Source organism: Microbacterium sp. NPDC076911 (assembly GCF_040687125.1).
GTDB lineage: Bacteria > Actinomycetota > Actinomycetes > Actinomycetales > Microbacteriaceae > Microbacterium.
Window position 1 is genome coordinate 1 of sequence record NZ_JBFBMP010000013.1, and the last position, 13,951, is coordinate 13,951.

The 13,951-nt window shown below is 61.6% G+C and carries 13 protein-coding genes; 4 read left to right on the forward strand and 9 right to left on the reverse strand.

Annotation, left to right across the window (positions count from 1 at the left end):
* The first annotated feature begins 217 nt into the window (after positions 1 to 217).
* Positions 218 to 1,150, forward strand: a complete 933-nt coding sequence (locus tag AB0O81_RS13760; protein ID WP_363585202.1) for an alpha/beta hydrolase — start codon at positions 218 to 220, stop codon at positions 1,148 to 1,150.
* Here the strand turns inward: AB0O81_RS13760 and AB0O81_RS13765 are convergent.
* From AB0O81_RS13765 to AB0O81_RS13785, 5 genes are all read right to left on the reverse strand, one after another.
* Positions 1,095 to 1,958, reverse strand: coding sequence for a LuxR C-terminal-related transcriptional regulator (locus AB0O81_RS13765; RefSeq protein ID WP_363585204.1), 864 nt, complete (start codon positions 1,956 to 1,958; stop codon positions 1,095 to 1,097). The two genes, AB0O81_RS13760 and AB0O81_RS13765, sit on opposite strands and share 56 nt — an antisense overlap.
* 82 nt (positions 1,959 to 2,040) lie before the next feature.
* Positions 2,041 to 3,423 carry a Xaa-Pro peptidase family protein gene (locus AB0O81_RS13770; RefSeq protein WP_363585206.1) on the reverse strand — a complete coding sequence of 461 codons (1,383 nt, stop codon included), beginning with the start codon at positions 3,421 to 3,423 and terminating at the stop codon, positions 2,041 to 2,043.
* Positions 3,424 to 3,520: 97 nt separating this feature from the next.
* Positions 3,521 to 4,210: a cupin domain-containing protein gene (locus AB0O81_RS13775; protein ID WP_363585208.1), complete on the reverse strand. Its 690-nt coding sequence runs from the start codon at positions 4,208 to 4,210 to the stop codon at positions 3,521 to 3,523.
* A gap of 153 nt (positions 4,211 to 4,363) precedes the next feature.
* Positions 4,364 to 5,650, reverse strand: coding sequence for a dihydrolipoamide acetyltransferase family protein (locus AB0O81_RS13780; protein WP_363585210.1), 1,287 nt, complete (start codon positions 5,648 to 5,650; stop codon positions 4,364 to 4,366).
* Between the two features lie 2 nt (positions 5,651 to 5,652).
* Positions 5,653 to 7,830, reverse strand: a complete 2,178-nt coding sequence (locus AB0O81_RS13785) for a thiamine pyrophosphate-dependent enzyme (RefSeq protein WP_363585212.1) — start codon at positions 7,828 to 7,830, stop codon at positions 5,653 to 5,655.
* Between the two features lie 237 nt (positions 7,831 to 8,067).
* On the opposite strand from AB0O81_RS13785, the gene AB0O81_RS13790 reads away from it, so the two are divergent.
* On the forward strand, positions 8,068 to 8,604 hold the full coding sequence (locus tag AB0O81_RS13790) for a VOC family protein (RefSeq protein WP_363585214.1): 537 nt from the start codon (positions 8,068 to 8,070) through the stop codon (positions 8,602 to 8,604).
* Positions 8,601 to 9,308, forward strand: a complete 708-nt coding sequence (locus tag AB0O81_RS13795) for a GntR family transcriptional regulator (RefSeq protein WP_363585216.1) — start codon at positions 8,601 to 8,603, stop codon at positions 9,306 to 9,308. Before AB0O81_RS13790 ends, AB0O81_RS13795 begins: the two co-directional genes overlap by 4 nt.
* Here AB0O81_RS13795 and AB0O81_RS13800 read toward each other — a convergent pair.
* The 4 genes from AB0O81_RS13800 to AB0O81_RS13815 form a co-directional block, all read right to left on the reverse strand.
* Entirely contained in the window at positions 9,305 to 10,204 is a 900-nt protein-coding gene (locus AB0O81_RS13800; RefSeq protein ID WP_363585218.1) for an NAD(P)-dependent oxidoreductase, read from the reverse strand. The two genes, AB0O81_RS13795 and AB0O81_RS13800, sit on opposite strands and share 4 nt — an antisense overlap.
* Positions 10,205 to 10,226: 22 nt before the next feature.
* Positions 10,227 to 10,613, reverse strand: coding sequence for a RidA family protein (locus AB0O81_RS13805; protein WP_363585220.1), 387 nt, complete (start codon positions 10,611 to 10,613; stop codon positions 10,227 to 10,229).
* 119 nt (positions 10,614 to 10,732) lie between these two features.
* Positions 10,733 to 11,305 (reverse strand): flavin reductase family protein, encoded by a 573-nt coding sequence (locus AB0O81_RS13810; RefSeq protein ID WP_363585222.1) that lies wholly within the window; start codon positions 11,303 to 11,305, stop codon positions 10,733 to 10,735.
* 36 nt (positions 11,306 to 11,341) lie between these two features.
* Complete coding sequence (locus AB0O81_RS13815) at positions 11,342 to 12,544, reverse strand: acyl-CoA dehydrogenase family protein (RefSeq protein WP_363585224.1); 1,203 nt, start codon at positions 12,542 to 12,544, stop codon at positions 11,342 to 11,344.
* Positions 12,545 to 13,187: 643 nt separating this feature from the next.
* On the opposite strand from AB0O81_RS13815, the gene AB0O81_RS13820 reads away from it, so the two are divergent.
* A complete protein-coding gene (locus AB0O81_RS13820; RefSeq protein ID WP_363585226.1) occupies positions 13,188 to 13,706 on the forward strand; it encodes a DUF1269 domain-containing protein in 519 nt (172 codons plus the stop codon).
* Positions 13,707 to 13,951: the final 245 nt, after the last annotated feature.

Below are 13,951 nucleotides of genomic sequence, written 5' to 3' on the forward strand. Positions count from 1 at the left end.
TTTTTTGTTTTCCTTTTGCGCCAACCCCCTCGCCTACCACTCCCGCCCACCCAACACACCATCTACACCAACCACCCCCCCGGGGGGGTTTAACCCCCCCGACACTTGCGCGCACTAATCTGCAAGGACGCGCACTAGGAAACACACCTGGTGAGCCTCAACGAACACAACAGCAGTGCGCGTGATGATGCACTCGCTCTACCCGGAGGAGACACCCATGCCCGTTCATCCAGATGCGCAGAAATTTCTCGACATTGTGGCCGATGCTCCCCCGCTCGATACCCTCTCGGTAGAACAGAACCGCGCCGATCTGTCCAACGCGCTTCCGCTGACCGGTGACGCCCGAGACCTCGCCTTCGTGCAGGACATGCAGATCGCCGGGGTGCCGGTGCGCGCGTACAGCGCAACCGAAATCAAGAACGACGCCCCCGCGGTCATCTACCTACACGGTGGCGGATGGGTTATCGGCGACCTCGAAATCGCCGACACCACGGCGCGGGATCTGGCCGCATACTCCGAAGCCGTTGTCATCAGCGTGGACTACCGGCTCGCGCCCGAGGCCCCCTTTCCGGCTGCCGTCGATGACGCACTCGCCGTCGCGCGAGCCCTGCTGAACGGGGAATCACCACTCCCCATCGATGCCACCCGGGTCGCGATCGCAGGCGACAGCGCGGGAGCGACACTCGCCACGGTTACCTGCCAGCAATTGCGCGGAGCTACGCCCGCGCTGGTACATCAGGCGCTGATCTATCCCGGCACCGAGCTTTCATCGGAGAGTACTGGCAGCATGGGGGATTTTGCCGAGGGGCACTTTCTCACACGTCGAGATCTCGAGTTCTTCTACGCCCTTTACACCGACGGTCACGATCGTCAAGATGTGCGCCTCGCGCCGGGACTAAACCCTGACTTGGGAAACCTCCCCTCTGCGACCGTCATTACGGCGGGGTGCGACCCGCTTCGCGATCAAGCTGAAGCGTATGCGCAAGCGATGGCCGAAGCCGGCACCGTGGTCACCTCTGTACGGTTCAACGGAATGGTGCACCCGTTCTTCTATATGGCGGGCGTTATCGACACCGCGAACAGTGCACGTCGCTTCATCGGAGTACAGCTGAAAGCAGCGCTTGCCCTGCCAGCTCGCCTCGACTCCTAGCGAGCGCGACCGCTTGAGTCCGGTTGCGAGCGGAGAGACGCTGCATGGCTGAACGCAGGTAACTTTTCACGGTTTCCTGCTCAATCATCAGCCGACCGGCGATCTCTCTGTTCGTGAGCCCTGCCTCCACAAGCGCGAGGACGTCCACCTCTCGCGGCGAAAGAAGCCGCGGAATGTTGGCGGGACCTTCCCCATCTAGTCGACGTGCGATCGCGGAGAGACGTGCGCGGAGCTCGATGTTGCCTACCATTTGCGCGAGATCGATAAGCTCCGCACGCGCTTCAGCGAGCGCATCTCCGCCCATGCGCTCGGCTGCGTAGCCGCCCTTTGCTGGCTGCGCCATCGTGTGCTCAAGGGCCTGCGCGCGACGCGAGACCTCCTCAGAAACGGTCAGCTCAAACGCCGCCTGCTCTGCAACACGACGCATGTCATCAAGAACCGCAGAACCGATGTCAACAGGCGCACGAAGTGCCCCGTAGAGCATCGCGCGCACGGTGCCATTGACAACCACAGGAACAACGGCGATCGAGCGGAGACACTCTGTCGCGACCACGTGGTCGTACTCGTGGGTAATGCGAGCCTCCGACAGATAGTCCGAGGCTGCCATCATTGTGCCGGTACGAACCGCCCGGCCACCGAGCCCCTGCCCCGCTCGCACCACGAGACCGCTCAGCCCGCGACTCTCGTGCCCGTACGACTCGTCGATCACCAGGTGGGACCCGTCGGGTGCGACCTCACCACCAAACGCGACGGGTAGGCCAATCGAACTTCGAAAGTCGTTCAGAGGCTTCGTGAGGTGAGACGTCATACCCAGATCGCTAACCCTTCATTGGCCCGGGGTGGAGGGATGCTGCGACCGTGCTCGCGCATCCGCTCCCGTGGGCGTCCGACTATGCATCGCCTCGACCCCACTTGGTATTCAAGTGGGACTGCGAGTCGCGCTCGTTCTTGAGTGGCCCGCCTACGGCGATGTAGCGAGGTCCCGCAATCAGAAGCTCCTCGGCGGGGAACTTGGTGATGACCTCGCACCCTGTCGCCGTGACCACGACCTCTTCTTCGATACGCGCTGCGCCCCAACCATCCGCCGACGGCCAGTAGGTCTCTAGAGCAAAGACCATGCCCTCTTGGAGCTCCTCCGGGTGGTCGAAAGAGGTCAGTCGCGAGAAGATCGGTTTCTCCCAGATCGATAGTCCGACGCCGTGCCCATATTGCAACGCGAACGCTGCTTCTTCATCCTCGAAGCCGAACTCTTGCGCTTTGGGCCACACCGCACAGATGTCCGCGGTCGTCGCGCCGGGTCGCACAAGCGCAATCGCTCGGTCCATGTACTCGCGCGCCCGTGTGTATGCGTCACGCTGCGCAGTCGACGCGGAGCCCACCGCAAAAGTGCGGTAGTAACAAGTGCGGTAGCCGTTCCAGCTGTGCAGAATATCGAAGTAGGCCGGATCACCCGGGCGGATGAGCCGATCACTAAAGACGTGCGGGTGCGGCGAGCACCGCTCACCGGAAATCGCATTGACGCCCTCAACATACTCGGACCCGAGGTCGTACAGCGTCTTTGCCACGAGACCGACGGCTTCGTTCTCGCGCACTCCCGGGCGCAAGAAGCGATAGAGCTCCTCGTACGCGCCGTCCACCATGGAGGCCGCCTGCGTGAGAAGGCGGATCTCATCGTGTGACTTGATTCGGCGCGCCTCCATAAAGATCTGCTGTCCGTCAACGACCTGGATCCCGGCACGCTGCAAAGCGAACAGAATCGGAAGCTCGATCACGTCGACGCCCAGCGGTTCATTGGCGACGCCGAACTTCTCGAGCTCCCGTTTGATCTTGCGCGCGACTTCGTCAGCGATTCCCGCATCCGGGGGGAAGGCGCCGCGGAGCGTCGAAATGCCGGCTCGGGCACCCGATTCCAACCGGGGGCGCTTAGTGCCCTCGTGTGGCGCGTGCGGATCAGCATCCATCTCTGACGATGTGACATCAAGCCAGGGGTTGTACAGCGCGTGATGCTTGGCCGCAGAGCCGAAGTCCCACGAGATGGGGTCAGTATTGCGCGTCAGGAGGCTAAACCGGATCAGCTTATCCATCGCCCACGTGCCGATGTGAGTCGATGTCATGTACCGGATGTTCGAGAAGTCGAAGGCGAGCACGGCTCCCGCGTCGGACGCCTGCAACTGCGCGCGCAACCGCGCCAGGCGATCATCTCGGAGGCGGTCGAAGTCGACCCGCGCTTCCCAGTCGACGGCGTTTGTTCCCGTAGTGCCCGTGCTCTTCATGGTGCTCCTTGCGGGAGAGCGCCCGATGCACCCTCGCTACGCGTTCAGCATAGCTGAACACTGTGCGTTAATGCTAGATGCGATTATCGGGGATAGGTCAGCTCGCGTCATCATCGAGGCCGTCAAGGCGCTGCAGAATGTCGACCGCCGACCTCGCCTGCGTGCGAGGCATCGCGGCGTTAGAGACGCGACGAGAACCACCGGCGTCGCGCCGCCCCACGACGAACCAGATTCCCGTCGCAGGAACCGGCCCGTGGTTGGCGAACATGTGCGGCCTCGAGGAGTCAAAATGCAGGGAATCGCCGCGAGAGACCTCGTAAGAATCGAATTCCACCTGGAGAGTCATCGTCCCCTCCAGCATGTAGGCGTACTCCACGCCCGCGTGCCGCATAAGCTTGCCTTCCAGTGAGCTCGATGCCCCGGGCTGATAGGTCACGAGAAGGGCATCCGCCGGCCCGCCAGCACCCATCGCGAGCCGTTCCCAGCGCACACCGTTCTCCATCTCAATGAGAGGGTTGTCGACGCCTCGTTGAATATTCAACGATTGTGACGGTAAGGCGGACTGTACAGGCTCGTCGTTCGCTATTCCCAGCAACTCATCCACCGAGATAGATAGGAAGTTGGCGAGCGAGTACAACGTCGCCACCGACGGTTGCGTCTTTCCCGTCTCGACCTGCGAAATCAGGCTCGGGGATACCCCCACAGCGTGCGCGACGCTTCTGAGGCTGACACCCAGCGTCTCTCGTCTCTGACGCAGTCGCGCGCCAATCTCGTTCTCAATCGACATCTTTGGATCTCCGAGGAATGCACTATTTGTGGGCGCCCGGTCATCGTGACCGCGTCACCCACCCCACCGTGCACCTTCACTGTACAACACTGCACACGGTGAGCTCGATTTAGCTACTAGGCACCAGATTGGTCATCGTTGGTGTCGTCAGCCTCACACGAGGATAGTGAGCGGGTTTTCCAAGAAACGACGGAACGCTGCAAGCCATTTCGCGGCAACCGCGCCGTCCAACACGCGATGGTCGGCCGAAAGCGTGACACTCATGACGTGGCCCACCGCGAGCCGGCCGTCATCATCGACCACGGGCTGTGCCCGCGCCGCGCCCACCGCGAGGATTCCGGACTGTGGCGGGTTCAAGATGGCAGAGAACTGGTCAGTTCCGTACATTCCGAGGTTAGACACCGCAAAGCTTCCCCCTTCCAGCTCACTCTGCTTGAGCTGTCCCTCGCGGGCCCGGGTCGCGAGTTCGGCAACGGTTGCACTGAGCTCGCTGAGCGACATCGCGTCGACACCGCGCACAACGGGCGTCATCAGGCCGCCCTCCGTCGCCACGGCAACGGAGATCTCCACCGATGAAGGGTGACGAATACTCTCGGTATTCCAGATCGCGTTGGCATCCGGCACCTCACGCATCGCCGCAGCTACCGCCTTCACAACGAAGTCGTTAACGGATATTCGGCGCGATGCGCCAACATTGATCTTCTCTCGTAGCGCGAGAAGATCGTCGACTCGGCAATCCGCCACGAGATAGAAATGCGGTACCGTCGTCTTGCTCTCGGTGAGGTGGCGAGCAATCGCACTTCTCATCCGGCTGAGCGGCTCATCAACGAACGGCGCCACTGCACTCGGTCCCGCGACGGTCGCGAGATCACGGGATATCTTCTCGGCACCGTGGGCGTGCTCGTCGCTGCGCCGTTGGTCCGCGATATGGCGCTCAAAGTCGCGGCGCACAATGCGGCCCTGTGGCCCCGACCCCTCAAGGTCCTGAAGGTCCACCCCCGCCTCGGCGGTAAGACGCCGCACCAAGGGGCTTACAAACAGACGACTTGACGGTGCGGATGCTCCCCCACGATCTTCACCTTCGGTCCTCGCTGCGCCATCCGCGCCCTGGGCGGCTGCGAAAGGTGCGTCCGCAGGATCGGCGTCAGTGGGTGCCGAGGCATCCTTCGCTCTCGCGTGTTCGACTTCATCGACGGTCTCACCCTCGGCCCCGAGAACGAGAATCGGCTCGCCCACGCTCACACTGTCGCCCTCGCCCACGAGAAGTTGGGCAACAACTCCAGCGGCCTCGGCCATCAGCTCGACGATCGCCTTATCTGTCTCGATCTCGGCTAGCGGTTGCCCTACCGTGACGGTTGCCCCGGGGGCGACGAGCCAGGTTTGAATTGCGCCCTCGGCTGCTCCCGCCAAGATTTCCGGCATACGAACGGTTTCAGCCATGACTATGCTCCGAATCCCGCGCGCACCGCTTCAAGGCCCGCAACAACTTCTTCCGTGCGGGCAATCGCTGCGCGCTCCAGCACGCGGGATATGCTGGGCGACGCCTCTTGCCCTGTCACCCGCGACACTGGCTGGTCGAGCCAGTCGAAATAGCGTCGTTGAATCTCATCGGCAAGCCAGCCTCCGTACGAGGTACCTTGCGCGCCCTCTTCGACGATAAGCACGGCATTCGTTTTGCGGATGCTTTCACCGATGGTGTCCCAGTCAATTGATGCACGGTCCAGCCAACGCAAGTCGATCAGATCCGCATCGATACCGGTCTGCTCAATAGCCTGCACCGCGTGGCGGACCATAGATAGGTACGTGATAACCGTGACTTCGGAACCCTCCCGCACCAGTGCTGCGTGCCCCGGGGGAATCACGTAATCAAGGTCGCCGACGGGGATCTGATCAGCCTGACCGTACAGATCCACGTGCTCGATCACGAGGACGGGATCTTGTAAAGCAAGCGCCGCGTTCATCAGACCGACATAGTCGGTGGCGTTGGAGGCAGCGACAATGCGCCATCCCGGGCTGGTGGCAAAAATACCGGCCGGGTCCATGAGGTGTTGCGACCCGTAGCCGGAGCCCATCGCAACCTTTGTGCGCAACACCAGAGGAACCGCGTTGTCGCCGCCAAACATGTGCCGCGCCTTGCCGATTTGATTGAAGACCTGGTCCGCGGCAACCCACATGAAGTCCGGGTACATGAACTCCACCACCGGACGGTATCTGCCATCGAGTGCGAGCCCACCGGCGAGGCCGCAGAAGGCGTTTTCACTGATCGGAGTACCCAAGACACGATTCTCACCGAAGCGCTTTGCGAGCCCCTTGGTGGCGCCATTGGTTCCACCGTTCAGTCGGTGAACATCTTCACCCAGGACGACAATGCGCTCGTCTTGCGCCATCCGCCGCTCCATGACTTGCGCGACGGCGTCCACATACTTCACCTGCCGGGTGTCGCCGCCGGTCGGCGCGCCCTCATGACCGTCCAACTCGCTGGCATCACCGCGCACGCCGACGTTCACAAAGCTCGTTTCGGGCCAGAGCGCAGGCATGATTCTGCGCTTTCCTTCTTTCGCGGGATCGGCTTCAACCACCTGCGCTACGGCATAGGTCATAGCCTGTTGCGCACGCTCACGGAGCTTTTCGACGTCGGCCGCCGTGATCAATCCGCGCTCCTGCATCCGCGTCGCGACCAGTTTGAGCGGATCGCGCGCGTGCCATTCCTCTTCCTCCGCCTTGGTCCGATAGCCAAAGGCGCTTCCCGGGTACGGGCCGTTCTGGTGAAAGAACCGGTAGACCTCAGCTTCGATAACGGTAGGACCCGCACCCGACCGCATGTGTTGGGCGGCTTCTTGCGTTGCCAGATATACGGCGAGGGGATCCATGCCATCCACGCGCCACGACGGAATCCCGAAGCCCTGCCCGCGCACCGAGAATCGAGTGTCCGCGGTGATTTCCTCGGCGCCCGTAGCGACCGCATAGAGATTGTTCTCGATAAAGAACGACACCGGAAGATTCCACGCCGCCGCGAGGTTCATCGACTCCAGAACAGAGCCAATCTGAGCGGCGCCATCACCGAAGTAGTTGATCGTCAGATCCGTCGTGCCACTGTGTTTTTGCGCCCATGCATTGCCGGTCGCCATCGGGGCACCGCCGCCGACGATCGCATTCGTCCCTAAGGCACCGGCGTCGAACCACTGCAGGTGCATTGAACCACCGCGTCCCCGACAATAACCCTGGGCCAGCCCAAGAATCTCGGCGAGTGTGCGCTGCAAGACTGCTTGAACCCTCGATCCGATAGGGGCACTTGGGTCGATGGCGCCGTCCGTCACATGCGTCAACGCTTTCGCCAGAAATTGGTGGTGCCCACGGTGTGAGCCGTTCACTCCGTCCGTGGAGCGAAGCCCCACAATCGAGCCGACCGCGCCGCCCTCCTGACCGATGCTCGAGTGCGCGGGACCATGCACGAGGCCCTCTCCCGCCAGTTCCAGCACTGTCTCCTCAAACGCCCGGATCAAGTGGAGCTGCGCGAGCATTGTGCCCAAGAGCGCGGGATCGGCGCGGTTCCAGTCCGCGGCGGTTGTGGAGAACTCAATCCAATCCACACCCGTGTGCAGACGTGTCTTTGTTGGCATCGTTGCCCCTCTCAGCTCCGGTGGGAACCTTTTCGTGCTTCGGACTTTAGATCAGGATTGTATCCAATGAAAGCAGTCTGTGCACCCATGAATCAGCATTTTCGCCGAAATGCAGTGCTAGTCGGATACAAAACCTCAAAAGTGCGCCAGAGTCAGCGCAGATCCTCCCTTACCGCGGGGTACACCGCATGTACAATTGGATACAATCTGACAAGCGAGAGAGGAGCCGATGGATCAATGAGTTCTCAGCGCGGTATCCCTGGCGTGCGCGGTGTCGATCACATCGGGTTCACGGTGCCCGATCTGCAGGAAGCACATCATTTTCTCGTTGACATCCTTGGGTGCGAAGAGATTTATCAGCTCGGGGCTAGACAAGCCGATGACGAGTGGATGCGCACCCATTTAGGAGTCCATCCCCGCACGGTGATCAGCGAGATTCATTTCTACCGCCTGGGTAACGGCGCGAATTTTGAAGTTTTCCTCTACGAATCCGCTGAGGGACAACGCCCCCAACCGCGCAACAGCGACATCGGCGGCCACCACATCGCCTTCTACGTCGATGACCTGGATGTCGCCGTCGACTACTTGCGCGCACACAACGTCGACGTCATGGGCGAGCCTACGGCGAGCCGCCAATCCGCCGCCGGACAGCGCTGGATCTACTTTCGCAGCCCGTGGGGCATGCAGTTCGAGCTCGTGAGCTTCCCCAACGGAAAGGCGTACGAGGACGATGCCCCTCGCACGTTGTGGCACCCCGCGCATCCTCACCTATGACGTCGACACCACAGACCGCTCGCGCAAGCCACGGCTCCACCGGAGCGATGATTGCGACGAGCCTTCGCGAGGCGATTTTGAGCGGAGAATACGCCCCCGGCGAGCGCGTACGACAAGACGAACTCGCTGAGCAACATGGGGCGAGCAGGCTACCGGTGCGTGAGGCGCTTCGCATGCTCGAGGCGGAAGGGCTGATTGTCCTCGTCGCCAACACCGGGGCATGGGTGTCTCACCTCACCATGGCGGAGTGTGAAGAGCTGTACCAAATGCGAGAACGCCTCGAACCACTCCTCCTCCGCCTCAACGTCCCGGTGATGAGCGCCGCAGACGTGACACATCTCAAGACGCTCGCCGACGCCATGGAGCGCACCGACGATGTGGAGGAGTTCATCGCGCTAGACCGCGAGTTTCATCTCTCCTGCCTGCGCGCAGCCCCGACGACATTGCTCGGAGCGGCGGTACTGAACCTGTGGAACCGCACGCAGCACTACCGGCGGGCGGCCACGCGCTTCTTCTACGCGAGTCACAACAGAAGCGTGCATCACGACCATCAGCTCATCGTCAACGCCATTGGAGCCGGCGATGCCGACGAGGCCGAGCAATCCCTTTCTCGTCACATCCGGCGCAGTCGTCTAGAGCTGATGAGGCATCCCGCCGTCTTTGACGACCCGACTCCCGGCCGGCAAGGTCGGATGGAGAGCTAGCGACCTGGCGAAGGCGAGCCTTCGGATCCCTGCGAACGGCTGATCTCGGCGATTGCCGACCAATCAAGATCGGCGAGCTCTGGATCCGCCAACGCAGTCTCGAATCGATCCCGGAGCACCGGAGCCGTGGCCACATCGATCTTTGACTCGGCTGCCAGCTGCTCGGCCAGGCTCAGATCCTTCAGCCCCAAGGCCATACTGAAGCCGGCAGGAGAATAGCGACGCTCGGCAATCATGCCGCCATAGATGCTGTGCACCATGCCGCCAAAGAAGGTGTTCGTGAAAATATCGACAAAAGCATCCGCCGAGACCCCCTCTGCCTCCACGAGCGCGATTCCTTCGCCCATAGATTCCAGGGCGTGCAAAAGCATGAAGTTCATCGCAATCTTCACCGCGTTGGCTTGCCGTGGGACCTCCCCCAACGGCCAACGGCCCTTGCTGAACAACGCAAGTAGCGGTTCAACCTCGTTGAGGGCGGGCGAGGGCCCGGCAAGAAGAACATTGAGGTTTCCAGCGACTGCAACTTCTGGGCGCCCCAGCACCGGCGCGGCGACATAGACAATGCCTGCCTCTTCACACCGCCGGGTCAACAACTCCCCCATTCGCACACTCAAAGAAGCCATATTCACGTGAACACGTGCATGCTCTGACGTACCGAGGTTCACTCTGCTCAGGACCGCTTCAGCGGCATCATCATCGGCGAGCATAGAGAACGATATCGGCGACGCCAACGCTTCTGCTGCGGTGTCCACGCGGGTCGCCCAGTCGCTGAGCACGGCGTCCATGGAGTCTCTCCAGCTCCGATTCCAGAGCTGGAGAGGAACGCCGGCGACGGAAAGCCGCCCGGCAATTGCCAACCCCATCCTGCCGAGGCCGAGAAAACCGACGGGCGCCATAGTGTTTTCCTGCATCGAGGACTTAGACCGCCGCGATCGCGTCGATCTCGATCGTGGCGCCGTTGTACAGCGAGTGCACGCCGATGACCGTGCTCGCAGACGGCTCCGCAACGCGAACAAGAGAGTTGCGGGTCGTACGCCAGATGGCAAGCTTTTCTTGGTCAAGCTCCGTGATGTACACGTTGACGCGCACGAGGTCTTCATAGGTGGCCCCGGCCGCGGCGAGGGCGCGCTCGAGCTCAGCGTAGGTGAGCTCAATGGCGCGTGCGAAGTCTTCGGGCACCGAGCCATCCTCTTCGAACCCCACCTGACCCGAGATGAAAATGAGTTCACCGCTGGTCACGCGGACGCTGTCGGAGATCCCCGGAACCACGGGTGCAGGAATGTGAGTGATGCGGTCGTTTGTCATTTTTTCTCCTCGTGTAGCTGCAAACCGAGTACTACCGTGAGTCGGTGCACCCAGCGTTTCACGGAACCTTCGCGCACCGGCACGCGTGCGCTCGATTCTTGTCTCCCAGTGCGCGATCCCTAGTCGTCCCGTCCGTAGACGTGCAGGAAGGGACACGGCGGCCCATCGACGTACTCGGACTTATCGCTCAGGCGATGCCAGCGCCTGCTGTGGTAAACCAGCGGAACCGGGTCGCTCTCTTCCCCGTCGCTCTTCGGCTTTGCGTCGAGCGCTTCGACGATGATGAGGGTTGCCCCACTCACGTCAACCCGCTGAGTAATCTGCCCGCGAAGCCAATGAGCGCCGGGGTAGTACGGTTCCCCGGTCGCCAGACGCCCCCAATCGACATCTGGGCCAAAGCGCTCTGCCCCACTACGAGCACCCAGCTTCGCGAGCTCGATGTCGTCAGCGGAGAGCAAGTGCACCACAACCGTGTCAGCGCGCTGCAAGGTAGGGGTACTCGATGACAGCGCCGATGCCGAGAACATGATCGTCGGGGGATCCATCGACACCGACGCGACCGAGCTCACCGTCATCGCCACGGGGCCATCGCCAGCATCAGCCGTGATGACGGCGACGCCAGCGGGGTGCGCTCGAAAGGCGTAGCGAAAGTCATCGCCAGTAATCGACCGTGCGGGCAAGGTATCAGTCATTTCTTGCTCCTTCCCTCCGAGTACGCATGGGGTGACCTAGACGATGGGCAAAACGAAGCGTGCGTCGTCTTCGCGACCGAAGAGAACCTTCCCGTACGCTTCGAATCCACTCGCCCCGAGAGTGTGGCCGTGGCGTGCAGCGGTGGCTTGATCGCGCCAGATGCGCTGGATCACCGAGTTTTCCGCGAAACCAGCGGAACCGTGCGCGTTGATCAGTTCATTGATCATGTGCGTGATGGTCTCGACGACCCAGCCAGCCTTGGCGCGCATTTCAATGCGTTCCGCGTACGGAGCGTAGTAATTGCGCTCGGTTGCCTCATAGATCTCGTCGCTGACTTCCTTGGCTACGAGCTCTGCCGCGTTCAGTTCGAGCGCTGCCTTCGCAATCGCCGTCTGGAAGATTGCCGAATCGGCTTGCTTTTCGTATCCGGTGTACGCAATGGCCTTGGTCTCGGCCTTCGAAATGACGAAGTCAAGCGCAGCGCGGCCCATGCCGAGATGCGGTCCGATTAGTTTCATGAACAGCGAAGGGACAAAGACCGTGCTGTAGCTGGCTTCGGGGTTGTCTCCCAGATAGCCGCCCTCTACTGCCGCGGTCAGCGGCAAGACGCGGTGCGCTGGCACGAAGACGTCCTCGGCGATCTGCATCACACTGGCGGTGGACTTCATGCCAGCGACATACCAGTTGTCTTCGTAGGTCAGTTCCGCCGTCGGGATCAGCGCAAGCCCTGCGTCAACGACTTCACCCTTTTCGTTCTTCAACGGAATACCGAGGAGCGACCAGGTGGCGTGCATGCTGCCCGTGCCATAGCCCCACTTACCTGTGACCCGATAGCCGCCATCAACGGGCTCTGCTTCGGAAGTGGTGGCGAGCACGATAGAGATGAACGAGTTGATTCCACCCTCGTCGCCCCACACGTCTTCTTGTGCCCGCTCATCCATGAGACCCAGCACCCAGGCGCCTGAGTCGAGAATTCCGTCGACCCACGCAAGGCTGCCATCGCCACGGCCAATTGCCCGGGCCACGGCGTGCGCTTCGCGCGTGTTAGCGGCGAGACCGCCAAATTTGGTCGGCACCGAGATGCTAAACGCACCTGTTTCGGCGACCGCGTTGAACACGTCCTCAGGGATGCGGCGCGTCTGGTCACCCTCTCGCCCACCGGCGATGAGTTTCGGGCGCAACTCGTCGATTTTCGCGACAATCGCCGCGATCTCTGGGCGGATAGCTGCGTCTGACATAGAAACTCCTTCGGATGACCACTGGACTGCGGGACTGTTTACCAAAGAATTTCAGAAGCACGGCACGGTGTCAAGTAACGCTTAACACCGTGCTGATCGCACCGGCAGCATTCTTTGCTGTAGGTCAAGCCTTGCCTGCGCGGACAAACGTGACGACACCACTCGCGATACACCTGACCCGACGAGGTTCGTGTAGTGAGAACGCACGACCAAGCGCCCAATGGGCACTCTTGCGAGCTCTTTAAACTTGCTTCAACGGGCTACTAAGGCCACAGCTCGACGCCAAGAGCTCACGCAAAGATTGCCAATCGGCAGCAGTTCCCGCGCCAAGGAAATGCTTGGTCGGCGGGGGCCTTGTCGCGCTCACTGTGTGGATGGTTGCCCTCGTCGAACCGCTGCTGGTGCTGACTACGCCCTAGCCCCGAGCGTCGCGCTCGTGCCCGCACAGGAACGCATCGAAGCATCCATAGCGCACTCACACGATTCGCATGATGAATGCGCTATCTGCCGAGAGTAGATTTCGGACTGTCAGCACCGCGAGAGCCTGCGATACGGAGTCGCTCGAGTGCCGACAACCCGCACGAGCTCTTCGCCCACTATCGATGAGCGAAGTCGAGTAAGACGAGCACCAAGGAGAATCCTCATGACCGATCCCAACTACTCACTTTTCATCGGCGCATACGACGACGAGACAGCAGCGCAAGAAGACTTCGCTGCAGTCAAGGCTCTCGACGACGTCTCAGTCGTGGCTGCAATCGTGCTGTCGCGTGACGAAGAGGGCAAGGTCTCGGCGAAGGAGCACGGCGGCAAGGTCGTCGGCAAGGGCACCGGAATCGGTGCGGTCGCCGGACTCGTCGTGGGCCTGTTCGCGCCGCCGCTTCTGCTTTCGGGAGCAGTCGGCGCCGGTATCGGAGCCGCAGTCGCGGGCATCGTGAAGCACCACGAGCAGAAGAAGATCGGCGTAGACGCACAAGAGTGGTTGCCCGCTGGCTCTTCAGCGATCGTCGCCGTGATCGATGATAAATATCTGGACCGCATCGATGCCGCCGTCGAGAAGGCAACTAAGAAGACCGACAAGGCCATCGACAAGGGCGACTTCGATGCCGTGGTGAAAGAAGTCGAAAAGGGAGACGCGAAGATCGCCGAGGCGATCGCTTCCTAGCAGCACCTCACGCGTGCGAAACCACGCCGTGTTGTGAAGGGGCCTTCTTCGTCGCGCACAGTCTTGATCGACTGCGTTCTTCGAAGGAGGCCCTTCTCGTGCAGGTTCGCTATCGCGCCTCGTCGCCCTCCCAGGCCGCGGTGAGAGCGGCGATTGCGCCATCCACTTCGCCGAGAAGCGCGCTCTTCTCATCGTCGTCGCACCAGGCAGCTTCAAATCCCGCGCGCGCGATTCGCGCACCTTCG